Here is a 24,737-nt window from a genome sequence, read left to right as displayed (position 1 = left end):
GGTCGTCCTCTGGCGGGGCGACCAACCGCAGGTCTCACTCGCCGCGCTGTAGCCCCAGCGTCGCGATCAGATCCTCATGCAACTCGAACCACACGGTGTGACAGGAGTCGACTCCTGTTCCGTCGACCCCTGCCGCCTCACCCGCCATCGCCCTGCCGAGCGCTCGATTGAACCTGGTGCCGTACCCCTGGAACCGATCGAGCACGGCGCTCAACTGCTCGACCACCAACCCGAGCTCTCGATCCAGTCTCTGAAGCTCATCGATCACCGCCTTGTCCCACGCGTCATCGCTGTGGTCGTTGAAGGCGAACGCATCCGCCGCAGTCGGCCTCAACTGCCAATCGGTACAGGCCTTCTGAAGCCGGGTGTTGAACGGCAAGAACACCTCGTACGCCGTACGCACGCGCTCGCGACCACCCGCGATCTCGTCGAGCTCCGCCGCCAGTTGCCGCTCGTTCTCCGCTCTCCCCGCTTCGGTCAGCGACCACCCGCCTGTGCCGGCGAACTCCGACCAACTGATCCATCCGAACGCCTGCGCATCGAGCAACAACTCGGCCGCCTTCACGCGCTCGACCCCGAACCTCCGGGCGACTGCCTCGGCATCGGCCATCCCTTTGAGCCGAACGGCGTGCAACACCAGCAACTCCGTCGCCGACCCCTGGCTCATTGGTCCACCCCGTCGGCGTGTGCTTGGTCTCCTCTGGCGAGCAGCCGATCGAGCCGCTGCTGACAGGCTTGCGGCGAGTTCAGTCCCAGCGCCGTCGCCATCTGCGCCCAGGTCAACCCGAGGTCTCTGGCTGCGAACAGCAGCCCGGTCTCCAACTGATCAACCTCCGCCCGAGCCGCTCGCAACAGCCCCAACGCCGCCAGCGCTTGGACTCTCGCTGAGGAGTCGTCAGGATCTGACTGCCCCTGACGGGCAGCTTGCGCGGGCGCCACGGTCCGGCTCGACTGCCAGACGAAGTACTGGATCAGATCCACCGCCGACGGCGGCACCGGCTTCGGTTGCCAAGGCCGCCGATCAAGCGTGTCGGCACCCGCCTCCAGCAGCACATTCCTGGCCGTCCGCTCCCGCTCAGCCGCCAGTTGATCTCCTACCGCCGCCTTGCCCCGCTCAGCTCCACTCACCGGGGAACCATCCCGCTTCAACAACTAGTTGTCAACATTCCGTTGAAACTCTGCAAGGATGGCGGCCACCGGGTCAGTGGGCTGAGGCAGAGAGACCACTGGGTTCTGACCGAGAGGTCAGTGGGGTTCGGGCAGAGAGGCCAGCGGGGGTTCTGACGGAGAGATCAGTGGGTTCTGGGAGAGAGGCCAGTGAGTTCTGGCGAGAGATCAGCGGGTTCTAGGAGAGAGGGTGGTGGGCTTTGGTGGAGGTTCTAGGCGGGGGACGTGAGGGTTTGGTACTTCGGGGCAGGGCGGGGAGTCCGGGTGTTGTGCGTGGGGTGGCAAGGGTTGTCGAGGGAGTCGACGGTTTCGAGGAGGTTGTTGCCGGTGAGCTCCTGATCTGCCGGTCGACAGATCCGGCGTGGACCGTGCTCTTCGGCGTGATCGCCGGCGTCGTCACCGAATTCGGTGGCCGGTTGTCCCATGCGGCGATCGTTGCTCGAGAACGTCGCATCCCCGCTGTGCTGGGTGTGCCTCTCCTCCTCGACAAGGTACGGACAGGCGACCACCTCACAATCAACGGAAGCGCCGGGACCGTCCAGGTCCGAACGGTGTGGACGACCGAGTAACAGCCTCGGCAGCCTGCCCGGAGTCCTCGGCGACCCACCCCGGGCGCGCCGGCGGCGCTGCACGACCGGCACCTGTCGCGCCCCCTCCTCCGGTGGTGCCCCGCTCCTTCCCCCACCCACAGCCGGCACCACCGATGTCCCCGCTGACTCTGCGCTTGCGCAGATGCTTGTTCACCCGCCAGCCGCCACCGGCAGCTCTGCAACATCGAGGGCATGACGTACGACGAGATCGCCGTTGGTCTACCCCGTTCCGCTGCTCGCCGGTCCGATCGCGGTGCTCGCCGGTCTAATCGCGGTGCTCGTCCCCAGTCTGATCGCGATGGTCGCTGGTCTGATCGCGGTGCGCGGAGCTGCCGGGGTCGCGGAGCTGCCCGGGGGCGTCGCGGCGGGGATGTTGTCGGGAGTTCAGAGCAAGGCTTTGATCCAGGTGTCGTGGTTGGTTTCGATGTACTGGGCGGCGGGGCCCCAGTGGTTGCCGTGGCCCTCGGCGTACAGGCGGGCCCAGGGTTGCTCGCCGGTCTCCGAGCCGCATCTGAGCAGGTCGTACATCCCTCGCGTGTGGGCGGCGATCAGACTGGGGAACTTCCGGCGTTCGTCCTCGTCCAGCCCGTAACCATCGACCAAGGCGCGTAACCGGGGTGCGTCCGTAGCGACATCACCGTTCGGCAGAAAGGGTACGAATCCACTGGCGGCGTAGCCGAGGTCCCAGAGTCGTGAACCTGGGCCGGCGCCGTCCCAGTCGATGAAGACCCAGCGGTCGCCGTCGATGACCAGGTTCCACGGTGCCAGATCGTTGTGGCAGATGAGATCTCCGCCGGTCGGATCAGGAATCACCACATCCCAGGCAGCATCCGCAGGTGGACGAAAGCTCGCCATCGCGTCATGCAGCTCTCGAACCATCCCACCAAGTCGCCGCAACTCATCAACGCTGAAGGTCGACGGCACGTCCGCAAGCCTGCCGGGGATGTACTCCAACACATGACGCCCACGATCATCTCGCCCCAGCGTCCGAGGAGCCCCCTCGAACCCGACCCGCTCCAGATGGTCCAATACCGCCTCAACCCCCGCCGTCGCCCCCGAAGCCGGCTTCCGCACCGTCTCCCCAACCCGAACCACCCCGTCAGCAACATTCCCCCCGACCAAAACCTCCTCGATCTCAGCTACATCGTCGACGGACAGAACATCGTCGGTCTTCGTGGTGTCGGCGGATCGCGTCTCTTTCACCCGTCTGATTGTGCCCTTGACGCGAGTAGCCGTCGCGGGGATTTCCGTGGTGGGTGAATGCGAGGCGAGAGGGCAACGGTCGTGGAATCTGCTGCTGTGGTTGAGGAGTGGTGCTGCAGGTGGCGTCGGGCGTGCGATCGCCGAGATGAGTGAGGGTGAGCGAGTGCGGTTGGAATGGCGCTATCTGTGGTGCACCGGTCCGGCGGATAGGTGTTGGGGTTTTCGGGTGAGTGCGGCGGTGGTTGGTCGGTCGGCCGGTGTGGAGGGCGGGGGAGTGCGGAGGGGTGGGGTTAGGCCGGAGAGGGCTTTTCGGAGGGGGAGGGTGGTTGGAGGGTCGAGGGTTGGGGTGGGCTGGGGTTTGGGGTGGTCGAAGATGGCTTCGGTGGTGGCGATCTCCTGGGTGAGGCGGTGGACGGTGTGGTGGCCGGCGGCTCGGGATTTGGTGGCGGCGAGGTCTCGGGGGAGGGACTCGAGTTGAGCGAGGTCGGCGAACGAGGTGCGGAGGGTTGTTTCCAGGTGGAGGCGGACGGATTGTTCGCGGTCGGGTGGGACCAGGTCGGGGAGGCGGCTCGAGCGGTAGGCCGAGTCGATGATGAGGGGCCATTGGCCCTCGGCGGTCTGGCGGTTGAGGGCGTCGAGGGTTGAGCCGCGCGGGAGGCCGGCCCGTCGGTCGAGGTCGGCGGTCAGGACCCGGACGGCGGGAACGAAGGCCTGGTACGACGGTGTGCTGCGGACCTCATTGATGCCGGGGGCAACTTCGTCGATACCGAGCCGGGTCACGTACTCGTTGAGGTGATCGTGTGCCCACGCTTCGGCGACTCCTTCCTCCAAGGCGCGGGCACCGGGTAGTCGGAAGGCAACCCGAGCCGCATCCTGGGTCGCGTCGGCTGGGCCGAGGAAATGAGATTGCTCGTGCAGTACCGTCACCAAGGCTTCGCGGCAACGGATGAGTGCGTCATCCGGTTGTCTGCTCCCTGGATCCGCATAGAGCTCACGCAGTGGATCGAGGATGCACTCGCGATCCAGATGCAGCGTCCCGTCCCAGTGGGCGACACCGAGGATCCCTTCACCGGCCTCGATGATGTGACCGTTCCAGGCGGTCCGGTCGGCTCCGCTCACGGCGACGGCCGCCTCGGCATGCGCGACCAGCAAGGCCGGCAGCGAATCGGGTGGGCCCGGCGAGCGCCCGACGTACCGGGGTGAATTGACGAGGTGCAAAGCGGCGGAGATCTCGTCACTGGGCGTCCGCCGCGCGAGTCCGTCGCCGGGAAGATGCGGCACGGCGTTCAGTTCGTTGGCCGGCCTCATTCGCGTGGGCCCCGCCGACGCAGAGGCGGTGCCGTCGGCGGTGGTGGATTCGGTGGTGGTCATCCGCGGAGGGCTGTTGCCAGGCGGACGAGGGAGTCGGCGGATCGGCGGAGGTCGTGTTGGTCCGCGGCGTCGGCCAGGGTGGCTCGGCGGCGTAGTTCGGCGATCAGCCAGTCGGCTTGCGCCCGACGTTCTGAGGTTGAAGTTGGGGTTGAAGGGGTCTCGTGATCCATCGCGGTCCTCCGGGAGATTGGCTACTCGCCGGAGAACATATGGAGAAGCAAGAAGAACTCAGCCGCGGATTTCCCAGCTGTGGATAAGTCAGAAGAGCGTCGGCGGCGCGGCCGGCAACGGCTCAGGCAGCGGCTCCAACGGCACAACGGCAGCGACCGCAGAGTAGAAGCGCCGGGCCAGCGTCAGTGCGTCGACGTTGTCGGGCGTATGCAGGAAGACAGTCGGCGACCGCCCTTCGCCCAGCCATTCCACGACGGCCCCGACGAGGTAGTCCCAGCCCGCAATCGTGAGCGAGGGATCGTCACGCCCCATGTACCGGACGATCGGCGTCGCGGTGAGCGCGCGCGACCGTCGTAGTACGCGGGGCTTCTTCATCCAGGCATCGCGCTCCGCGTAGCTCGAGGCGGGTCTACTGAACAGGGTCACCGTGTCGAAGGGAACCCACTCGGCACCCACCCGGCCGAGGACCTGTTCGAGTTGCCGGGCCGAGCGCTCGTCGTCGAAGAACGACGGATGCCGCACCTCCACGGCGTACCGATAGGAGCGTGGCAACCCGTGCAGGAACGCAGCCAGTACGCCGAGATCACCCGGCGCGAAGGAGGCCGGCAACTGGATCCAGAACGCGTGGTTGCGCGGCCCGAGCGGCTCCATCGCCGTGAAGAACGACCGCACCAAAGCGTCCGTACGCCGGAGCCGCTGCTCGTGCGTGAGCTCCTTCGGCAATTTCACCAAGAACCGGAAATCCGGAGAGGTCTGCGCTGCCCAACTCTCCACCGAAGAAACAGAAGGCGTCGCATAGAAGGTCGTGTTGCCCTCGACCGCGTTGCACCAGCTTGCGTAGGCACGGAGGCGCTCGGAAGGAGGCAGCGGATGCGGGATCAGGCTGCCCTGCCAGGGCGCGTGCGTCCACATCGCGCACCCCACATGCAACCGCATGACACCAACGCTATCGAAGCCGGCCGACAAAAAGAGCAACGAAGGGAAGGAAAGCGGGGGGCAGGGAAGGAAGGCGGGTGGGGGTCAGGCAAGGAAAGCGGGGGGCAGGGAAGGAAGGTGCGTAGGGGGTCAGGGAAGGAAGGCGGGGGTGGGGAAAGCAACGGGCCTCGCGGCAGGAAGGCCGCGAGGCCCGTAGTACTCCGCGCTCGAAGAACGGAGTACTCGATAAGCAACTACTTAGCGCTCGACCTCGCCCTTGATGAACTTCTCGACCAGGTCGCGGCAGACGTCGTCGGCGTACTGCTCCGGCGGCGACTTCATGAAGTACGACGAGGCGGACAGGATCGGGCCGCCGATGCCGCGGTCCTTGGCGATCTTCACCGCGCGGATCGCGTCGATGATGATGCCGGCCGAGTTCGGCGAGTCCCAGACCTCGAGCTTGTACTCCAGCGACAGCGGGACGTCACCGAAGTTGCGGCCCTCGAGCCGGATGAAGGCCCACTTGCGGTCGTCCAGCCAGGCCACGTAGTCGGACGGGCCGATGTGCACGTTGCGCGGGTCGATCTTGTCGACCAGCTGCGAGGTGACGGACTGGGTCTTGCTGATCTTCTTGGACTCCAGCCGGTCGCGCTCCAGCATGTTCTTGAAGTCCATGTTGCCGCCGACGTTCAGCTGGTAGGTCCGGTCGACGGTGACGCCGCGGTCCTCGAACAGCTTGGCCAGCACGCGGTGCGTGATGGTGGCGCCGATCTGCGACTTGATGTCGTCGCCGACGATCGGCACGCCCGCCTCGGTGAACTTGTCGGCCCACTCCTTGGTGCCGGCGATGAACACCGGCAGCGCGTTGACGAAGGCAACCTTCGCGTCGATCGCGCACTGGGCGTAGAACTTGGCAGCCTGCTCCGACCCGACCGGCAGGTAGCAGACCAGCACGTCGACCTTCGCCTCACGAAGAGCGGCCACGACATCGACCGGCGCCGCGTCGGACTCGGTGATGGTCTCGCGGTAGTACTTGCCGAGCCCGTCGAGGGTGTGGCCACGCTGCACGGTGACACCGCTCGGCGGCACGTCGCAGATCTTGATGGTGTTGTTCTCGCTGGCGCCGATCGCGTCGGCGAGGTCGAGGCCGACCTTCTTGCCGTCCACGTCGAACGCGGCGACGAACTCGACGTCGCGGACGTGGTAGTCGCCGAACTGGACGTGCATCAGACCGGGGACGCGCTCGTCGGGCTTCGCGTCGCGGTAGTAGTGCACGCCCTGGACGAGCGAGCTGGCGCAGTTGCCGACACCGACGATCGCTACGCGGATCGAAGTCATCTGGAACTCCTTAGTTGGGGGGTGTAACAGGCGGGGAATGCTCTTCGGGGGGCCGCTGCCGGTTGCGCTCGCCGTCGATCAGCTCGTTCAGCCAGCGGACCTCGCGCTCGGCCGACTCCAGGCCGTGCCGTTGCAGCTCGAGGGTGTAGGCGTCGACCCGCTCCGCGGTCCGGCTCATCGCGGCCCGGAAGTTGGCCAGCCGTTCCTCCATCCGGCTGCGGCGCCCCTCGAGGATGCGCAGCCGGGTGGCCGGATCGGTCCGGCCGAAGAACGAGAACCGGACGCCGAACGTGTCGTCCTCCCACGCCGACGGTCCGGCGTCGTGCATCGCCTGAGCGAAGTGGTCCTTGCCATCGGCCGTGATCGTGTAGACGATCTTCTGCCTCCGTCCGTCCGGCGTCCCGGCGTCGGCGGAGATCAGCCCGTTGCGGAGCATCGCCTTCAGACACGGGTAGAGCGACCCGAAAGAGAGCACGCGTCCCCAGCCGAACTGGGCGTTGACGCGCTTGCGGAGCTCGTAACCGTGCATCGGCGCTTCGTGCAGCAGACCGAGTACGGCGAGCTCCAGGACCCCACTGCGGTTTCCCATGACCCACCTCCTTCGGTCTAGTTTGTCATGACCTGATGTATCGGTTCGATACATCGTGGCGCCACTGTAGGCAGGTCCAGTGAAAGCGCTCAACTCCTGACAAAGTCGGCCTTTGTCAGCCTCGCGCCCGCCACGCTGCCACAAAACCTGTTACGTCAGGCTCTGATCTGCGTTAATTCGTCTGACACACAGCGTCGTGGTCCAGGAGCGGAGGGTCATGGCCGACAGCCATGGGAAGCACGCGAAGCACGGCATCGAGGACGAAGGGCCGCTGGCCCGTACTGCGTTGCGCTTCACCGCATTCACCGAGAAATGGTTGCCGGACGCCTTCGGGTTCGTCCTCGTCGGCACCTTCGTCGTCCTGCTGTTCGGCCTCGTCGCCGGCGAACCGCTGCTCAAGCGCCCCGATGATCCGGCCGCGACCAAGGGCTACGGCCTGATCGACGGCTGGGGACTGGGCTTCTGGAGCCTGATCACCTTCACGCTGCAGATGGCGATGATCATCATCGGCGGGTACGCCGTGGCGACGAGCGGCCCGATCGCCCGGCTGATCACCCGGCTGGCCCGGATCCCCAGGTCTCCCCGGACGGCGGTCGCCTTCGTCGCCGCGGTCGCGATGCTGGCGTCGTACCTGAATTGGGCCTTCAGCCTGATCTTCGCCGCGATCCTGGCCCGCGAGGTCGCCCGGAACGTGCCGAAGGCGGACTACCGGGCGCTCGGCGCGATGGCCTTCCTCGGTCTCGGCACGGTCTGGGCCCAGGGCCTGTCCGGCTCGGCCGCGCTGCAGGTCGCCAGCGCGAGCAGCAGCCCCGCGCCGGTCCAGGAAGTCATCAAGGCAGGCGGCCACGCGAGCGGACTGATCCCACTCACCGACACGATCTTCACCTGGCAGGCGATCGTCGCGACCTTGATCGTGTACGCCGTGGGCGTGGCGATGGCGTGGTTCATCGCTCCTGGCGAGGGCAACGCGCGCACTGCGGAGGACATCGGGATCGAGTTGAAGCCGCTGATCGGCCGCGGTTCGGCGTACAACGGAAAACAGAGCCAGGATGGCGAGAAGCGACGGCCGGGTGACTGGCTGGAGCACTCACCGCTGTTCAGCCTGCTGGTCGTTGCCCTCGGCGCCATCTATCTGGTCCGGTACTTCGAGGGCAAGAGCTTCTTCAACGCCCTCGACCTGAACACGGTGAACCTGATCCTGTTCCTGCTCGCCATGCTGCTGCACTGGCGGCCATGGCGGATGGCCCGGGCGGTGCGCGACGGGGCACCGGCGGCGGCCGGCGTACTGCTCCAGTTCCCCTTGTACGGCGGAATCTTCGGCATGATCGCCTACACCGGCGTCTCCGCGCGGATCGCCGGCTGGTTGGTGCAGGCAAGCAACCAGTTCCTGTTCCCCCCGCTGGTCGCGATCTACTCGTTCATCCTCGGTGTCTTCGTCCCCAGCGGCGGCAGCAAGTGGGTGATCGAAGCGCCGTACGTGCTGCAGGCCGCCAACGAGCTCAAGGTCGACGCCGGCTGGATGGTGGTGGTCTACGACCTCGGCGAGGCCAGCGCCAACCTGCTGCAGCCGTTCTGGATGCTCCCGACGCTGGCAATCCTCGGCCTCAAGGCCCGCGACATCATGGGCTACACCTTCACCATGTTCCTGGCCTGCTTCCCGGCCGCCCTGATCGCCGTCACCCTGCTGGCCCCTCATGTCACCGGCTGACCAGGGACGTGAAATAGGGCACATCGCGGAGTCTCCGGGCGAGTCGTGGCCTCCTCCGAAGGGATGAGACCGGGTGGCCGCCGGGAGCGTTAGGATTCCTGCCGGAATAGGGAGCGCTACCACATCGCCCGTACTCTGGGTGGCAATGACTTCAGCGAGATCGTCGAGGATTGCACTGTGAGTGAAGGTCGTAGGAAAGCCGCCCCGGTCCGTCGGCGAGGGAAGAGACACTGGGCGCTGCGGGTTCTCGGCTGGATGCTGGGGCTCTTCTTCCTCGGGGTGATCGGGGCCGCGGCGGCCTTCTTCATCGGCTACCAAACGACCGACATTCCGGACGCGAACGCAGCGTTCAAGACCAACACCACCACCGTGTACTTCTCCGACGGCAAGACCCCGATCGGCAGCTTCTACGACCAGAACCGCCGCTCGGTGCCGCTGGACCAGATCCCGAAGACCGTCCAGGACGCGGTGATCGCGGCCGAGGACCGGACCTTCTGGACCAACCCGGGCGTCTCGCCGTCCGGCATGGCCCGCGCGGCGTTCAACATCGCCCGCGGTCAGCAACTGCAGGGTGGCTCGACGATCACCCAGCAGTACGTGAAGATCATGTACCTGACGCAGGAGCGAACCTTCTCGCGGAAGTTCTCCGAGCTCTTCATCGCCACCAAGCTGAGCCGGCAGACGGACAAGAAGGAAATCCTCGCGGGTTATCTGAACACCATTTACTTCGGCGAGGGCGCGTACGGCGTGGCCGCGGCCGGCGACGCCTATTTCAGCCAACCCGTCCCAGCCAAGCTGAATGTCGGCCAGGCCGCCCTGCTGGCGACCGTGCTGAACAACCCGACCCGGTTCGACACCGACTCGACCGACCCGGTGGTCAAGGCACGGATCCTCGATCGCTACCGGTACGTGCTGGACGGGATGCGGCAGACCGGCACCATCACCGAGGCGCAGTACAACGGCTGGGCCAAGGCCGTGCCGCCGACCCAGAAGAAGAAAAAGAGCGACCGGTTCCGGGGCGTGCAGGGCTTCCTGCTCGACATGGCCCGCAAGGAACTGTCCAAGCTCGGCGTCCCCGACGACGAGATCAGCGGTGGTGGCCTGAAGATCACCACGACCTTCGACGTCAACCTGCAGAAGAAGATGAACGCCTCGATCGCGGAACGCCCCAAGAAGAAGGGCGATCTGCACATCGGGATGGCCTCGGTCCGGCCGGGCACCGGCGAACTGGTGGCGATGTACGGCGGCGGCGACTACCTGAAGAACCAGCTGAACTGGGCAACGCTGCGGGCCAGGCCGGGTTCGTCGTTCAAACCGTTCGCGGTGTCAGCGGCGTTGGAGAACGACTTCACCATCTACTCGACCCTCCAGGGCGACAGCCCGATCATCGTCCAGGGGCAGAAGCTCAAGAACGAATTCAACAAGGACTTCGGTGACGTCACGCTGAAGGAGGCCACCGAGCAGTCCATCAACACGGCCTTCTACGATCTGATCGACAACCAGTTGCCGGATGGGCCGGACAAACTGGTCAGCGAAGCCGAGAAGCTGGGCATCCCGAAGACGACCGCGCTGGAGCGAGGCCGAAACAACCCGTCGACCGTGCTCGGTCCAGACCCCTACGCGAGCCCTGTCGAGATGGCGAACGCCTACGCGACCTTCGCGGCTCGTGGGTGGTACGTGCCGGTGCACACCATCAAGAAGGTCGACTACCCGGGCAATGCCAAGGACTGGACAGAGGCCCAGTTGCCGGGGAAGCAGGTCATCAGCCAAGAGGTTGCCGACCAGGTCAACTTCGTCCTGAAGGATGTCGTCGAGGGCCCGAACGGTACCGGCAAGCTGGCCGAGGACCTCGATCGTCCGGTGGCCGGCAAGACCGGTACCGCGGGTGGTGTCGCGGTCGAGCATCGGGCGGCCAACGCCAAGTGCGACGGCTGTAAGGACGGTTCGGACACGCTGACCTCCTGGTGGACCGGTTACACGGCGGGCTACAACTCGCCGACCGATTCGAAGGGTCTGTCGACCTCGGTCCTGTACCGCGCCGGGAAGACTGGTGAGAGCGACCTCGACCCGTTCAGCGACGACCCGGCCTTCTTCGGCGGCAACTGGCCGCTGCGGACCTGGCTCGCCTACATGGACCCGGCGCTGGCCGGCTCGGACAAGGCCGACTTCACCGAGCCGGACCCGAGCGACATCAAGGACACGACGACGCCGAGCTACACCCCGTCGAACACGCCGACCAACACCCCCACGAACACGCCCACCAACACCCCGACGAACACGCCCACCAACACCCCGACGAACACGCCGACGGGGAAGCCGACCGGCAAACCGACGGGCAAGCCGACCAAAACACCCGGCTGGCCGCCTATCCCGACCGGCGGTCCAACCCCTCCCGACAACGGAGCCGGCGGCCAGTAGTGGCCGGTGTTTGAGCGAGTGGCGGGAGAACAGCCTCGCCGGGCCAGGAGGGCCCGCGAGGCCGCCGGACTGTTGCGGCTCCGACCGGACCCGAGCGCCCGCGAGACGCTCGGCTGGTGGCTGGTCAGCCGGATCGGGATCTTCGTCATCTCCGTCTCCGCGCCGCTGCTGTTCAACCGCGGCACCGACTACCCGAACGTCTGGCGGGCCTGGCTGCAGTGGGACGTCTGGCACTTCAAGGCGGTCGCGGAGTTCGGCTACAACCAGGGTGAACCGTCGGGCGCGCCGCTAGCCGCGTTCTTCCCGGGTTTCCCGGCGCTGATGCGGGTCGCGAGCTGGCTCGGCATCGGGTACGTCGGCGGCGGCATCCTGGTCTCGCTGATCGCCAGCGCCGTCGCGGGGATCTATCTCGCCCGGCTCGCGCAGTACGAGTTCCCGCAGTTGGCGAACCTCGGCCCGAAGGCGGCGTTGATCTGGTTCAGCGCACCGGTCGGCGTCTTCCTCGCCGCGCCGTACACGGAGGCCTTGTTCTGCGCCTTCGCCTTCCCGGGCTGGCTGGCCGCGCGCCAGGGCCGCTGGGGGAGGGCGGCGGTCTTCGTCGCGCTCGCGTCGACCGTGCGGGTGTCCGGGATCTTCCTGATCTTCGCCCTCGGCGTCGAGTTCCTGACGTCGAAGAAGCGCGACTGGTCCTCGCTGCCGTGGCTGGTGCTGCCGGTGGTCCCGGTGGTCGCGTTCATGGCGTATCTGAAGAAGATCCACGGTTCCTGGTTCGCCTGGCAGCAGGCGCAGGAGAAGGGCTGGGCGCGCGAGTTCACCTGGCCGTGGACCTCGGTGGTGCACACCGTCCAGGCCGCGACCACGGGCCACTTCCCGGGTGACCACAGCGACTGGACCTGGATGTTCCGCGCCGAGCTGGTCGCGTTGTTCGTAGGGCTCGTCCTGCTGGTCTGGTTGCTCTGGCGCCGCTCCTGGGGCGAGGCCGCCTGGGTGGCGGCGACGCTCGGCGCCTTCATGACGTCGTTCTGGGTCTACTCGCTGACCCGCGCGACGCTGCTCTGGTGGCCGCTGTGGATCGGCCTGGCCGTCCTGGTCGAGAAACGCCGCTGGCTAGGCCGCCTCTACCTGGCGATCGCCCTACCCCTCGCCGCCATCTGGGCCGCCGCCTTCTTCACCGGCCGCTGGACCGGCTAGCCACGCACCAGATACCGGAGATACTGCGGCGCAGTCTCGCCGTACGGCGTAGCGATGGTGACCGCGAGTTCGTGGGTGCCGGGAGTCATGTCGAGTGGGTAGTCCTCGACGGGCTCGCCGTTGACCGCGATCCCGGTGCCATACGGGTGCGCGTGGGTGAAGCTGACAGTTGGTGCGTCGACCTTCCCGCCCAGACCGGTGGTGAGTGCGGAGAGCGAGGGATAGGCCAAGTCGCCGTCGTGGACGAGCCGCGGCGTACGGATTATTCCGATGCCCTGGAAGACCGGTGCGAACGGACCTTCCGACCAGGTGTAGCCGGTGGTTGTCACCGACGCGAAGTAGCTGAACCAGGAAGCGGCCTCCTGTGTGCTCAGCGACTCGACTCCCCGCGCCCCGACGAAGGCAGGCGGCTCGGTCAGCTGCTGAAGATCCCGTACGCCGAGCGGCTGCCCGTCGGCTCCGGCCCAGTACGACCCGTTCTGCCCGTCGAGCAGCACCCATCGGTCGAGGTCGTCGATCCAGGCCTCGCTGACGACGTGACCACGGCCGACTCCGACGTGATGGTTCGCCTGGCGCAGTTCGAGGCGCCGGGCAGGGATCCTGACCGCGTTCAGCACCTGGCTGAGCACGATGGAGTATTCGACGCAGGCGAACCGGGCGCCGGCGTCGACCCGCTCCAGCACGTTCAGCGCGTCCGGATTCTCGACGTGGTCGTTCGCGTGCTCCCACCGGGTACGGACCCACTCCAGCATCCGGGTCGCGGTGTCCCAGGCCGAATCCGTCGCCGCCGGTAGCCGGTCGAGCAGCGCGCTCTCGCGGTCGGCGTCGATCGTGTACAGCTCCAACGGTCCGACCGGGCCGGCGTCCGGCCAGTCGGTCAGCTCGAGTGCCGGCAGCGGGATGTTCTCTTGCATCTCGCGGTGCAGCCGCGACCAGTCCGGGTCGGCACCGAAGGCCTCCTCCAATTCGCCCTCGAAGAGTTCCGGCTGGCTGAACCCGGCGGCGACAGCCTCGGCGAGCAGGGCCGATGCTTGCGGCGAACCGAGACGATGGGCTGCCAGTGCGGCACCCGGCCCCCAGAGATGAGCCCACCACTGATCGTCGCCGCGCAGGTCGACGACCAGGTCGAGCAGGGGCTGGTCGTTCTTGTCGCGCAGGAACTGCTCGGCCCGGAGGCGCAGCTCGGCCAGTTCGCGGGGCGGGAGGTCGTCGCGGAGTTCGCTCACCGCGCCATCCTCACCCGCCCGGGGCTCATCAGGAAGGCGGCAATACCTGCAACTTGTCCAGGATGTGGACAGATTTCGGGCGAGGCAACCTATCCGGAGGCCCGGTCGTCAGTACGGGTGTGAAGGGGTGGCAGGCCGGGCGGGGTCGCCACCCCTTCCATATGTTTCTGAACTGAACAAACGGGACGAACATCCGGCGGAACCTCTCAGGGGCAGGTTCCGCCGGACATTTTTGTGCTCAGCCGTAGTTGCGGTCGATCGACTGCGACGGCGTCGGAGTCGGCTTGGCCTCGGCCACCCGCTGGTCGCTCGGGTGCGTCCCGGCCTCGACGCCCTTCAGAGTGCCGAGCAGTTCGAGCTCGGACAGCGTCACCCCGTCAGCGCCTGCCGCCGGCGTCAGCACCAGCCGGTACTGCGTATAGGCCTTCGGTGAAGCGACGCTGAACGACCTGGTGTACGCCGGGAACGGCCAGTTCTCGCCGGTCCGCTTGTCCACCTGTGTCCAGCCGGTCCCGTCGTTCGATCCTTCCAGCACCCAGCCCGACGGTGCCGCACCGGTGTTCCCGCTGGTCAGGCTGTACATCGTGACCGGCCGGCCGGTCGTCAGGTTGACCGTCACGGTCGGCGTGGCCCCGGTCAGCGTGACCTGGGTCTTCGAGTCGTTGTCGGTCAGCGCGCTGACGTCGGTACCGCCGGCCGCGGTGACCGCGCCCTCGTCCTCGGTCGAGTCGCGCCACGTCATCGGGTCTTCGCCTGGCTTCGTGATCGACGGCGGCGCGTCGCCCAGGCCGGTACCCCAGTTCGACGGCTTGTCGGTCATCTCGAACTCGATCTTGCCGCCGTCGGCGATCAGAGCGTGCGGCAGGTTCGTCGAGGTCCACTTCTTGCCGTTGACCTTGACGCCCTTCACGTACAGGTTCTTCGCGCTGTTCTTCGGCGCGCTGACGGTCAGCTTCTTGCCGTCGGCCAGCCGGATGGTCGCCTTGGTGAACAGCGGCGCGCCGATCGCGTACGTCGGTGAGCCCACCTGCAGCGGGTAGAACCCGAGCATGCTGAACAGGTACCAGGACGACATCTCGCCGTTGTCCTCGTCGCCCGGGTAACCCTGGCCGATCTCCGACCCGAGGTACAACCGGTTGAGCACCTCGCGCACCTTCTCCTGTGTCTTCGACGGCTGACCGGCGAAGTTGTACATGTAGGCGATGTGGTGCGACGGCTGGTTCGAGTGGCCGTACTGGCCCATCCGGACGTCCCGCGCCTCCAGCATCTCGTGGATCGTGCCGCCGTACCCGCCGGTGTGCAGGGCGTCCTCCGGCGTACTGAAGAACTCGTCGAGCTTCTTCGCCAGCCCGTCGCGACCGCCGTACAGAGCGGCCAGTCCGGCGCCGTCCTGCGGGGCGGAGAAGGCCATGTTCCAGGCGTTCGTCTCGGTGTAGTCGTGACCCCAGTCCTGGGGGTCGAACGTCGACGGCGAGTTGCCCCAGACGCCCTGCGGATCCTTGCCCTGGAAGAAGTTCAGCGCCGGGTCGAACAGGGTGACGTAGTTGCGGGCCCGGTTCAGGTAGTACTTGTAGTTGTCCAGGTACTCCTGCTTGCGCGGGTCGTTCTTCTTCGCCTTGTCGTACAGGGCCTTCGACATGTTCGCGATGCCGAAGTCGTTGATGTAGCCGTCCATCGACCAGCTGAAGCCCTCACCCGTGGTGTTGGCCGTGTAGCCGTTGAACACGGACCGGTCGAGACCTTTGCGGCCGACGTTGTCCGTCGGCGGGCGAGCCGCTGCGTTCTTCAGAGCAGCGTCGTACGCCGCTTGGACGTCGATGCCCTTGATCCCCTTGAGGTAGGCATCGGCGAAGGCCACGTCGGAGCTGGTGCCCACCATCAGGTTGGCGTAGCCCGGCGAGGACCAGCGCGAGATCCAGCCGCCGTCCTTGTACTGCTGGACGAAGCCGTTCACCAGCGCGGCCGCGTCGTCCTGCGAGAACAGCGAGTACGCCGGCCACACGGTCCGGTAGGTGTCCCAGAACCCGTTGTTCACGTAGGTCTGGCCGGCCACGATCTTGGAGCCGGTCTCCGTCGGGGTGTCGGCGCCAACCTTGGGGGAGGTCGGCGAGGCGTAGGTGATCACCGGCTTCTTCGCCGTACCGGTGTTCTCCGAGCCGTTGTTCGGGTAGAGGAACAGCCGGTACAGGTTCGAGTAGAGGGTGTGCAGCTGGTCGGCCGTCGCGCCCTCGACCTCGATCGTGCTGAGCTTGTGGTCCCAGGCAGCCTGGGCCGCCTTCTTCACCTTGTCGAACCGGCTGCCCTCGCCCAGCTCCAGCTCGAGGTTCTTCTTCGCCTGCGCAGTACCGATCAATGAGGTCGCGAGACGCAGCTGGACCTGCTTGACCGACGGGTCGAAAGAGAAGTAGCCACCGACGTTGGCACCGCCACCGTTCGAGAGCTTGCCGGAGGCAACCACTTTCTGGTCGACCACGCCGTACACGAACAGCCGGCCGGCGCCGGTGGACAGGCCGGACTTGATGTCGCTGTAGCCGGTGACCACGCCGGTCGCCGCGTCGAGCGTCAGTCCGCCGAGGTTGCTGGCGTTGTCGAAGACCAGCGACGCCTTGCCCGCCGGGAACGAGAATCGGAGCATCGCCGCGTGGTCGGTCGGCGCGATCTCGGCCGCGTTGCCGTTGTCGAACGTGACGCCGTAGTAGTACGGGCGGGCGACCTCGTTGTCATGGCTGAACGCCCAGGCCCGGGCCTCGCGGTCCGCTGTCGGCGTGTCGGCGGTGGACGGCATCACCTGGAAGGTCTGCCGGTCACCCATCCACGGGCTCGGTTCGTGGCTGATCGAGAGCGCCTGGATCTCCGGCTTGTTCTGGTCGTTGTTGCCCTTGGCATAGTCGTACAGCCAGGAGATCGAGCCCGCGTTGGTGACCGGCGTCCAGAAGTTGAAGCCGTGCGGTACGGCGGTCGCCGGGAAGTTGTTGCCCCGGGAGAAACCGCCGGTGGAGTTCGTCCCGCGGGTCGTGATCGCCAGATCCGACGGGTGGTTGCGGGCCGTCTTCTGCGCGGCGGCATCCGGGTCCTGCGCCTTGCTGATCCGTACGTCGTCGATCCAGCCCCGGAAGTCCGCGGGACCGGCCGGCTTGTCGTACCCGACCAGGATCCGGGCGATCGTCTTGCCCGCGGCGACCTTGCCGAGGTCGGCGTCGATGTTGTTCCACTGGTTCGTGGACAACCCCTTCGCCTCGCCCTGACCGCGCGGGCTGAGCGGGAAGCCGTGGTTGTCCTTGGCCTTCAGGTCGCTCAAGTAGGTGCCGTCGGTGAACGCCAGGTCGACCGCCGCGTAGGTGCTCGGGTAGCTCAGGTCACCCTCGACATGCTCGGGGAAGATCTTGTACCCGAGCCGGGTGTCCTTGGTGACCTTCAGCGAGACGTCGGCGATCTTGTTCCAGGTGTAGCCGCGGCCCTCGGCGGTCTGGTGACCGGCGTACCGGAAGGACTTCACGCCGGTGAAGCCGGTCCGCGCGCGGGCGTTGTAGGCGCTGGTCGGGCCGGAGTCGAGCCGCGACTCGGCGGTCGGGCCGGGCGGCGGCAGCGGGTCACCGTTCGACAGGTACCAGTCGGCGAGCTGGACGATGCCGTCGCCGTGGTTCTCGGTGATGTCGAGCTTGTAGTACGTGTACGGCGTGGCGTTGGCGAACGTGTACTCCTTGGTCTGGAACCGGTTCGGGAAGTCCTCGCCGGTCCGGGTGTCCAAGGTGGTCCAGTCGGTCCCGTTGGTCGAGCCGGACACGGTCCAGTTCTTCGGGTCGCGGCCGTCGGCGTCGTTCGCCGAGGTCAGTGCGTACTTCTTGATCGTCACCGGCACCGAGGTCTGGTAGGTCAGCCAGCCGGTCGGCTCGAACACCAGCCACTTGGTGAACTTGTCCCCGTCGGCGGCGTTGGTCGCGATCTCACCGCCACCGGTGTTCTCGCCGTTGGCCTCGACCTTGGTCACCTTGTCCATCTCGCTGCCGCCGATCCCGGTCGGCGTCGGGCCTTCGACCCCGTCGGTCCGGGGTTTCCCGTCCGGACCGGTCTCGACCGCGTCGGTGTAGCCGGGCTGCGGCTGGCCGGGTTCGAAGGAGGTGAAGAAGGAGGAGCCGGAGACCACCGGTTGCGCGGGGGCGGTGGCGGCCTGGCTCGCGGTGGGTGGGGAGGCACTCGCTGACGTCATGGCAGACATTGTCACAACAAGACCGAGGGACGTGACGAGCCCCAGAGGGCGGCGGAGATTCATCTACGCTCCTTGCACGGCAGAACCGGCGGTCGGAGGTTCCCGTTCGCCGGAGGTTTACGCGGCCCCGATGACAAGGTTGTCAGCCCGCGTCCGGGGTGATCCTGCCCATCATCGTCACCCTTGGTCAAGAGTTCGTAGCGGACCGTCCGAACGTGGTCGTGTCGGCAGGGCCGGTGGCACTGCCCGGTTGTGCCCCCGGCGGTAGGTTGATCCGCATGGACGACTACGCGGACAGGGTGCTGGTCACCGGGGCGGCCGGCTTCATCGGCCGAGCGGTGGTCGCGGCGCTGCGGGCCCGCGACATCCCGGTGACGGCGGTCGACCGGGAGCCGCCGGAGGCGTCCTGGGACGAAGGGGTCACGGTGATCACCGGCGATCTCGCCGAACAGGAGGTCTGCATCTCGGCCTTCGAGACCCGGCCGCGTGCCGTAGTCCACCTGGCCGCCCTCACCTCCGTACTCCGGTCCGTCGACGCCCCGATGCGGACCTTCGCCGAGAACGTGACCATCACCCAGGTGCTCCTGGAGCTCTCCCGCGGCAGCGGCGTCGGCTCGTTCGTGCTCGCCTCCAGCAACGCCGTCGTCGGCGACGTCGGCACAGCCACCATCACTGCCGACCTCCCACTCCACCCGCTCACCCCGTACGGCGCGACGAAGGCGGCCGGCGAGATGCTGCTCTCGGCGTACTCAGGCAGCTACGGCCTCAGCACTGCCGCCCTGCGCTTCACCAACGTCTACGGGCCAGGCATGTCGCACAAGGACAGCTTTGTGCCGCGTCTGATGCGCGCCGCACTCACCGACTCCGGCGTGCGTATCTACGGCGACGGAAAGCAGCGCAGGGACCTTGTGTACGTCGACGACGTGGTCGGTGCGATCCTGCTGGCTCTGGAGACCGGCTACAGCGGCCGGGCGATCATCGGCTCCGGCAACTCGGTCTCTGTGCTCGACTTGGTCGACGCAGTACGGGAAGTGACCGGTTCTGCGATCCCTGCCGAACATGTGGACGCTCCAGCGGGGGAGATGCCCGCAGTGGTCGTCGACATCTCGGCCAGCGCTGAGACGCTGGGCTACAAGCCGAGTGTCTCTCTCGCGGACGGTCTGGCACGGACGTGGCAGTACTTCAAAACGCAGTGACCTCGGTACTGCGGAAGCACTGGCTCCTCACCACCTTCCTGGTGTTCGGCCTGGTTCTCCGTGTCCTCGCGACCGTCGCCTACCGGCCGGCGATCATCTACACGGACTCGGTGCAGTACCTGACCAACATGAGGCTGCTCAAGCCGGACCAGCTCAACCCGATCGGCTACGACTTCGTACTGCGTCCGTTGGTCAGCCTCGGCGGTCTGACGACCGTGGTGATCGTCCAGCACCTCGCCGGACTCGCACTAGGAATCGCCATCTACGCCCTTGCTCGGCGGCTCGGTGTCTACCGCTGGCTCTCGGCGCTGGCTGCAGCACCGATCCTGCTGGATGCCTACCAGGTCCAGATTGAGCAGAACATCATGGCCGAGACCCTGTTCGACGTACTCCTTGTCGCGATCCTCTGGCTCCTGCTAGGCAAGGGAAAACCGAGCTGGCAGCGTGCTGCGCTGGCCGGCCTGTTCCTGGGCGCAGCCTTTGCAGTCCGGACGATCGGCTTGACCCTGATTGTCGCCACCGTCTTCTACCTGGTTGTGGTCGGCAACGCCTGGCGCCACCGCCGCAGACAGCTCGTACTGCGCACCGGCGCCGCCCTGGCTGCCTTCGCCCTCGTGTTCGGCGCCTATGTCGGCTACTTCCACGCCGAGACGGGAAAATGGGCCATCTCGGGCGCCGAGAACCAGGTGCTCTACGGACGGACCGCAGTTGTCGCCAACTGTGCGAAGTTGCCGCTCAACGAAGGCACCAAACTGTTCTGCCCGAAGGAGCCGCTCGGTCAGCGGTTGGGCGTCGACAACTACGCGCACAACCACTACGGCGATCCGAACTGGCCGGGCCCGCTGCCGCCCGGGACGACCAAGCAGCAGCTGGCACAGGAGTTCAGCGCGCTGGTCATCCGGCATCAGCCGTTCGATGTCGCTTGGGCCGTGTTCAAGGACTTCCTGAAGGGCTTCGCCCCGACCAGGACGACCTCGCCGGACGACGTACCGCTCAGTCGGTGGCAGTTCCAGCTGACCTATCCGAACCTCGCCGACCCACACACAGCCCAGGCCGCTGAGGAGTGGGGCGGGACCGCGCCGTACGTGAACCATGGTCCGGCAGTCCTACTGCGGGCCTACCAGCTCAACGGCGGCTACACCTCCGGACTGCTGCTCGGCTTCGCAGCCCTGATCGCACTAGGTGCTGTCGCGGGTATTGGGCGAGCTAGGAAGTCCGGGCTGCAAGCGGCCGCGCTGCTGCCGGTCGCCGGCGGGGTAATCCTGCTGCTGGGCTCCGCGGCCTTCGAGTTCTCCTGGCGCTACCAGTTGCCGGGGCTCGTGCTGTTCCCGTTGGCAGGAGCCATCGGTCTCCGCGCGATCCTCGGTGCTGATCAGGGACGGCCGCCGATGGACGCCTACCCGGACGAGGTGGATTCAGAAGCGCTGGACGACTTCCGCGGCAGGCACGGCGAGCCGTCGTTCGCCCCGCTGGTGGTGGTGATTGCCGCGTACAACGAAGCGGGTGGGATCGGCCCGGTCCTCGCGAACATGCCGAAGACTTGCTCGGGCCTGCCGGTCGACGTACTGGTCGTCGTGGATGGTGCAGAGGACAACACTGCCGAGATCGCAGCGGCTGAAGGCGCCTTTGTGATCATTGCCCCAAGCAACCGTGGCCAAGGCGCTGCACTGCGGCTCGGGTATCACCTTGCCGCACAGGGCGGAGCGGAGTACATCGCCACCACCGATGCGGACGGGCAGTACGACAACGACGAGCTGGACGTACTGCTGCAGCCGATCCTGGAAGGGCAGGCCGACTTCGTCACCGGGTCGCGCAGGCTGGGTGCGGAGGACGCGGACAGCCGGTTGCGCTGGCTCGGCGTACGGGTTTTCGCTGCTCTGGCGTCGATTCTGACCCGGCGCAGGCTCACCGACACGTCGTTCGGGTTCCGGGCGATGCGGGCCGGGCTGGCCTCCAGCGTGACGTTGCGCGAGCCGCAGTACCAGTCGTCGGAGCTGCTGCTCGGCGTACTGGCCAGTGGTGCCCGCGTGGTCGAGTTGCCGATGACGATGCGGCGGCGCGGCGACGGTTCGAGCAAGAAGGGTCCGGGGCTCGTGTACGGCGCCAACTACGCGCGGGTGATGACGACGACCTGGTGGCGCGAATACGTCCTGGCCAAACGCCCCGTACTCCGAAGCAGGGCAGCCCGAATCTCAGGATGAAACGCGGGCGACGCAGAGCACGGTCTGACCGAACGGCACCTGGATCCGGCTCTCGATCGCGCGGGTCGCCGGGACCACGAACCGGTCGTAGAGCGCAACCAGCCTGGGATTCGGTGACGTACTGCCACCTCGGCGCACCGCTGCCCACCAGGCGATGCCGCCCAGCAGGTTGACCGGTTTGGCGACCTCGACCTGCAGCCCAGCGCGTCGTACGGCATCGGACACGGTCGCCGGCGTGTAGCGGCGGACATGGCCGACGCGGCGATCGAACTCGCCGTACAGCTGTTGATAGCCAGGCACCCAGAGCACGATGGTGCCGCCCGGTACGACCAGGTTCGCGAGTGAGCGGAGCGCCTCGGCGTCGTCCTCGATGTGCTCCAGCACGTTGATCGCGACTACCGAGTCGACTGGCTTGTCCAGGGCAACCTCGCCGCCGAGCGCAAGTTGTCGCGCCTCCACCTCGGACCGGTCGGCGAAGCGGGCCGCGAGCAAATCGACCGCTCCCGGGTCCGCATCGGTGACGACCAAGCGGTCCAGACCGGTGAAGCCGTGCGCGAACTCACCCAGACCGGCGCCCACCTCCAGGACCGAGCCCCCGCAGTACGGCGAGATCAGGTCCAGCTGGAAGCGGCGGTAGCGCGGTTGGTCCGCACCACCTTGCTCGAGGTCGCGCCCGGTGGCGTTGCTGAAGGCTCCGGTGTGTTCTTCCACCCGGCCCACTATGCCCGCTATCGGGTGACGTGCGTAGCGACCTTCGTGTCCTGCGGCCGCGCGAACAGGTACCGGTCGAAGATGACGAACTTCAGCACGAAGGTCAGGCCGTTGGCGGCCAGATAGGCGGTGCCGGCGAGCAGGGTCCGGGCCGAATGCGCGTACGTCATCGCCCGGATCCACTCGTCGGCCACGGTGGTCAGGTAGGTGATGACGAAGCCGGAGGCGATCGTGATCAGCACGTACGGCAGCAGTTCGCGGGTCGGGTGCGACGGGCCGGTCCGGCCCCAGGCCCACTGGCGGTTCAGCAGGTAGCTCGGCACGGAGCCGGCGGCGAAGCCGATCACGGCAGCAGCAGTCGCCTGGGTGCCCGCCGCGTAGCAGACGAAGAACACCAGTTGACTGATCGCTGTGGCTACAAGCGATGACGCAGAGTAGCGAAGGAGGAGCCGCACGGCCCCCATTGTGCACGTTCCAGGGAAACGCCTTCGCCGATTCACAGGAAATTGCCAGCAACTGCCCAGCTGAATCCTGTCCGCAATGGGTACACAGGGAGGTGAAGACACGATTTTTCCGCCGAAAAGGGGTCCCCTCGTGCGAGTTCTCGTCCTAGGTGGTGACGGTTACCTAGGGTGGCCGACCGCGCTGCATCTGTCCGACACCGGCCACGAGACGGCGGTGCTGGACAACCTGGCCCGGCGCGGCTACGACGAAGAACTCGGGGTCCGCAGCCTGGTTCCGATCGAAGACCTGGAGACCCGGATCGCGGCCTGGCAAGAGGTCTCCGGGCAGCCCATCACGGCGTACAAGGGTGATCTGCTCGACGCCGACTTCGTCTACCGGGTGCTGACCGAGTTCCGGCCGGAAGCGATCGTGCACTTCGCCGAGCAGCGGGCCGCGCCGTACTCGATGATCGACCGGCAGCACGCCGTCTATACCCAGCAGAACAACGTGATCGGCACGCTGAACCTGATGTACGCCGTGGCCGAGATCGATCCGTCGATCCATCTCGTCAAGCTCGGCACGATGGGCGAGTACGGCACGCCGAACATCGACATCGAGGAAGGCTGGCTGGAGGTCGAGCACAACGGCCGCAAGGATCGGATGCTCTACCCGAAGAAGCCTGGCTCGTTCTACCACCTGAGCAAGGTGCACGACTCGCACAACCTGGAGTTCGGCTGCCGGGTCTGGGGACTACGGGTCACCGACCTCAACCAGGGCATCGTCTACGGACAGCAAACGCCGCAGACCGCGCAGGACCCGCGGCTGGCCACCCGCCTCGACTACGACGCGGTGTTCGGCACAGTGCTGAACAGGTTCGTCATCCAGGCCGTTCTCGGCGAGCCGCTCACCGTCTACGGCACCGGCGGCCAGACCCGCGGACTGCTGGACATCCGGGACACGGTCGAGTGCATCCGGCTCGCGGTGGAGCATCCAGCCGAGGCCGGCGAGTTCCGGGTCTTCAACCAGATGACCGAAAGCTTCTCGGTCGCCGAGATTGCCAAGGTCGTCAGTGAGGCCTTCCCGGGTCCGGTCCAGATCGATCACCTGGAGAACCCGCGAGTCGAGCAGCCCGAGCACTACTACAACGTCAAGCACACCGGTCTGGTCGGCCTAGGCCTCGAGCCGCACCTGCTGTCGGACACCCTGATCGAGTCCCTCTTCGACATCGTCGCCGCCAACAAGGACCGGGTCGACCTGCACGCCCTCCTCCCCACAGTCCGCTGGCGAGGCCCCCTCAAGGTGAGCTGACCAGCTCGTCGGACTGGCCCTCAGCGGGTCGCGGCGACCAGGAGAGTCGGCAGGATAGCCAGGAATCGGTCGTGCCGGCCGCGGTCGGCTTGATCGGCGAGCCACTCGTCGGCGTCCTGGCGGGTGATCAGCGCCTTCTCGACCGCGGCGGTCGCTGCCGACTCCAGCTGCCGGGTCAGCTGGGCGTAGTCGGTGACGACCTCGTTGTGGACGGCGACTTCCGGATCGCGGAAGCCCTGGTCGAGCAGGAGGTCGCGATAGCTTCTGGCTGCTCGCGGCGCCGGCGTACGGGACTCGAGGCCGAGCAGGACCACGTCGGTCAGGTCCTGGTCGGTGCCGTCGAGGAGCAGGAAGCCGTAGTCCTGGCCGACGAGCACGATCCGGCCACCTGGTCGTAGTACGCGCTGGGCCTCGATCAGGGTCGGCAGCGGATCGGCGAGCAGGTGGAAGAGCCGGGCGGCGCGGTAGCCGTCGACCGACTCGTCCTCCAACGGCAACTCGTCGGACCGTGCCACGTGAAACATTCCATCCGTACTCCGTGCTCGCGCGGCGGCGATCGCGTCGGGATCCGGGTCGACCCCGATCACCTTGAGTCCGGAGGCGACCAGTTCGGCCACTGCATGGCCGGCGCCGCAGGCGACATCGACCACGGTGTCGCCGGGTGAGAGGCCCAGGAGCTCGTACGACGTCGCCCTCAGCGCCCCCGCGCCGGGCGTCTCCTCGATCCGATCCAAGAAGCTCATACCAACCACCGTGCAACTTCAGGTCCACCTGAAGTCAAGG

At 66.8% G+C, this 24,737-nt stretch carries 20 protein-coding genes; 7 read left to right on the top strand and 13 right to left on the bottom strand.

Annotation, left to right across the window (positions count from 1 at the left end; genetic code table 11):
* Nucleotides 1-34: 34 nt before the first annotated feature.
* Together ABZ004_RS07255 and ABZ004_RS07250 are read right to left on the bottom strand one after the other, a co-directional pair.
* Nucleotides 35-667 carry a transcriptional regulator gene (locus ABZ004_RS07255; RefSeq protein WP_355678889.1) on the bottom strand — a complete coding sequence of 211 codons (633 nt, stop codon included), beginning with the start codon at nt 665-667 and terminating at the stop codon, nt 35-37.
* Entirely contained in the window at nt 664-1,128 is a 465-nt protein-coding gene (locus tag ABZ004_RS07250; protein WP_355678888.1) for a hypothetical protein, read from the bottom strand. Before ABZ004_RS07250 ends, ABZ004_RS07255 begins: the two co-directional genes overlap by 4 nt.
* A 317-nt stretch (nt 1,129-1,445) precedes the next feature.
* Between ABZ004_RS07250 and ABZ004_RS07245 the strand changes: the two genes are divergently transcribed.
* A complete protein-coding gene (locus tag ABZ004_RS07245) occupies nt 1,446-1,736 on the top strand; it encodes a PEP-utilizing enzyme (RefSeq protein ID WP_355678887.1) in 291 nt (96 codons plus the stop codon).
* A gap of 405 nt (nt 1,737-2,141) precedes the next feature.
* Here ABZ004_RS07245 and ABZ004_RS07240 read toward each other — a convergent pair whose 3' ends face one another.
* From ABZ004_RS07240 to ABZ004_RS07215, 6 genes are all read right to left on the bottom strand, one after another.
* Nucleotides 2,142-2,960 (bottom strand): phosphotransferase, encoded by an 819-nt coding sequence (locus ABZ004_RS07240; protein WP_355678886.1) that lies wholly within the window; start codon nt 2,958-2,960, stop codon nt 2,142-2,144.
* Nucleotides 2,961-3,140: 180 nt separating this feature from the next.
* Nucleotides 3,141-4,331 carry a hypothetical protein gene (locus tag ABZ004_RS07235; protein ID WP_355678885.1) on the bottom strand — a complete coding sequence of 397 codons (1,191 nt, stop codon included), beginning with the start codon at nt 4,329-4,331 and terminating at the stop codon, nt 3,141-3,143.
* A complete protein-coding gene (locus tag ABZ004_RS07230; RefSeq protein ID WP_355678884.1) occupies nt 4,328-4,501 on the bottom strand; it encodes a hypothetical protein in 174 nt (57 codons plus the stop codon). Before ABZ004_RS07230 ends, ABZ004_RS07235 begins: the two co-directional genes overlap by 4 nt.
* An 88-nt stretch (nt 4,502-4,589) precedes the next feature.
* Complete coding sequence (locus tag ABZ004_RS07225) at nt 4,590-5,438, bottom strand: DUF72 domain-containing protein (RefSeq protein WP_355678883.1); 849 nt, start codon at nt 5,436-5,438, stop codon at nt 4,590-4,592.
* A 237-nt stretch (nt 5,439-5,675) separates the two neighbouring features.
* On the bottom strand, nt 5,676-6,755 hold the full coding sequence (locus ABZ004_RS07220) for an inositol-3-phosphate synthase (RefSeq protein WP_355678882.1): 1,080 nt from the start codon (nt 6,753-6,755) through the stop codon (nt 5,676-5,678).
* Between the two features lie 10 nt (nt 6,756-6,765).
* Nucleotides 6,766-7,344, bottom strand: coding sequence for a PadR family transcriptional regulator (locus ABZ004_RS07215; protein WP_355678881.1), 579 nt, complete (start codon nt 7,342-7,344; stop codon nt 6,766-6,768).
* Between the two features lie 217 nt (nt 7,345-7,561).
* On the opposite strand from ABZ004_RS07215, the gene ABZ004_RS07210 reads away from it, so the two are divergent.
* From ABZ004_RS07210 to ABZ004_RS07200, 3 genes are all read left to right on the top strand, one after another.
* Nucleotides 7,562-9,052 (top strand): TIGR00366 family protein, encoded by a 1,491-nt coding sequence (locus tag ABZ004_RS07210; protein ID WP_355678880.1) that lies wholly within the window; start codon nt 7,562-7,564, stop codon nt 9,050-9,052.
* Between the two features lie 177 nt (nt 9,053-9,229).
* Complete coding sequence (locus ABZ004_RS07205; protein WP_355678879.1) at nt 9,230-11,470, top strand: transglycosylase domain-containing protein; 2,241 nt, start codon at nt 9,230-9,232, stop codon at nt 11,468-11,470.
* A gap of 6 nt (nt 11,471-11,476) precedes the next feature.
* Complete coding sequence (locus tag ABZ004_RS07200) at nt 11,477-12,661, top strand: mannosyltransferase family protein (RefSeq protein WP_355678878.1); 1,185 nt, start codon at nt 11,477-11,479, stop codon at nt 12,659-12,661.
* Here ABZ004_RS07200 and ABZ004_RS07195 read toward each other — a convergent pair.
* The gene (locus ABZ004_RS07195; protein ID WP_355678877.1) at nt 12,658-13,887 is read right to left on the bottom strand and encodes a transglutaminase domain-containing protein; all 1,230 of its coding nucleotides are present in this window, start codon (nt 13,885-13,887) and stop codon (nt 12,658-12,660) included. The two genes, ABZ004_RS07200 and ABZ004_RS07195, sit on opposite strands and share 4 nt — an antisense overlap.
* 238 nt (nt 13,888-14,125) lie before the next feature.
* Nucleotides 14,126-18,094 (bottom strand): GH92 family glycosyl hydrolase, encoded by a 3,969-nt coding sequence (locus tag ABZ004_RS07190; protein WP_355678876.1) that lies wholly within the window; start codon nt 18,092-18,094, stop codon nt 14,126-14,128.
* Between the two features lie 278 nt (nt 18,095-18,372).
* Here ABZ004_RS07190 and ABZ004_RS07185 point away from each other — a divergent pair, with 278 nt between their 5' ends.
* Nucleotides 18,373-19,290 (top strand): NAD-dependent epimerase/dehydratase family protein, encoded by a 918-nt coding sequence (locus ABZ004_RS07185; protein WP_355678875.1) that lies wholly within the window; start codon nt 18,373-18,375, stop codon nt 19,288-19,290.
* On the top strand, nt 19,266-21,491 hold the full coding sequence (locus ABZ004_RS07180; protein WP_355678874.1) for a glycosyltransferase family 2 protein: 2,226 nt from the start codon (nt 19,266-19,268) through the stop codon (nt 21,489-21,491). Before ABZ004_RS07185 ends, ABZ004_RS07180 begins: the two co-directional genes overlap by 25 nt.
* Here ABZ004_RS07180 and ABZ004_RS07175 read toward each other — a convergent pair.
* Together ABZ004_RS07175 and ABZ004_RS07170 are read right to left on the bottom strand one after the other, a co-directional pair.
* Complete coding sequence (locus tag ABZ004_RS07175) at nt 21,483-22,202, bottom strand: methyltransferase (RefSeq protein WP_355678873.1); 720 nt, start codon at nt 22,200-22,202, stop codon at nt 21,483-21,485. The genes ABZ004_RS07180 and ABZ004_RS07175 overlap by 9 nt on opposite strands.
* 17 nt (nt 22,203-22,219) lie before the next feature.
* Entirely contained in the window at nt 22,220-22,657 is a 438-nt protein-coding gene (locus ABZ004_RS07170; RefSeq protein WP_355678872.1) for a GtrA family protein, read from the bottom strand.
* Nucleotides 22,658-22,796: 139 nt separating this feature from the next.
* Between ABZ004_RS07170 and ABZ004_RS07165 the strand changes: the two genes are divergently transcribed.
* Complete coding sequence (locus tag ABZ004_RS07165) at nt 22,797-23,954, top strand: NAD-dependent epimerase/dehydratase family protein (RefSeq protein ID WP_355678871.1); 1,158 nt, start codon at nt 22,797-22,799, stop codon at nt 23,952-23,954.
* A gap of 20 nt (nt 23,955-23,974) precedes the next feature.
* Here the strand turns inward: ABZ004_RS07165 and ABZ004_RS07160 are convergent, their stop codons facing one another.
* A complete protein-coding gene (locus ABZ004_RS07160; RefSeq protein ID WP_355678870.1) occupies nt 23,975-24,697 on the bottom strand; it encodes a methyltransferase domain-containing protein in 723 nt (240 codons plus the stop codon).
* Nucleotides 24,698-24,737: the final 40 nt, after the last annotated feature.

Origin of the sequence: Kribbella sp. NPDC006257, assembly GCF_040613535.1 — a bacterium.
Classification (GTDB): Bacteria; Actinomycetota; Actinomycetes; order Propionibacteriales; family Kribbellaceae; genus Kribbella.
This window is presented reverse-complemented; position numbering and strand designations above follow the sequence as displayed.

Bases quoted from the DNA above. Each gene is read 5' to 3' on its own strand.
- ABZ004_RS07255 (WP_355678889.1), bottom strand. From the start codon at position 667: ATGAGCCAGGGGTCGGCGACGGAGTTGCTGGTGTTGCACGCCGTTCGG.
- ABZ004_RS07235 (WP_355678885.1), bottom strand. From the start codon at position 4,331: ATGACCACCACCGAATCCACCACCGCCGACGGCACCGCCTCTGCGTCG.
- ABZ004_RS07230 (WP_355678884.1), bottom strand. From the start codon at position 4,501: ATGGATCACGAGACCCCTTCAACCCCAACTTCAACCTCAGAACGTCGG.
- ABZ004_RS07225 (WP_355678883.1), bottom strand. From the start codon at position 5,438: ATGCGGTTGCATGTGGGGTGCGCGATGTGGACGCACGCGCCCTGGCAG.
- ABZ004_RS07220 (WP_355678882.1), bottom strand. From the start codon at position 6,755: ATGACTTCGATCCGCGTAGCGATCGTCGGTGTCGGCAACTGCGCCAGC.
- ABZ004_RS07215 (WP_355678881.1), bottom strand. From the start codon at position 7,344: ATGGGAAACCGCAGTGGGGTCCTGGAGCTCGCCGTACTCGGTCTGCTG.
- ABZ004_RS07210 (WP_355678880.1), top strand. From the start codon at position 7,562: ATGGCCGACAGCCATGGGAAGCACGCGAAGCACGGCATCGAGGACGAA.
- ABZ004_RS07190 (WP_355678876.1), bottom strand. From the start codon at position 18,094: ATGACGTCAGCGAGTGCCTCCCCACCCACCGCGAGCCAGGCCGCCACC.
- ABZ004_RS07185 (WP_355678875.1), top strand. From the start codon at position 18,373: ATGGACGACTACGCGGACAGGGTGCTGGTCACCGGGGCGGCCGGCTTC.
- ABZ004_RS07160 (WP_355678870.1), bottom strand. From the start codon at position 24,697: ATGAGCTTCTTGGATCGGATCGAGGAGACGCCCGGCGCGGGGGCGCTG.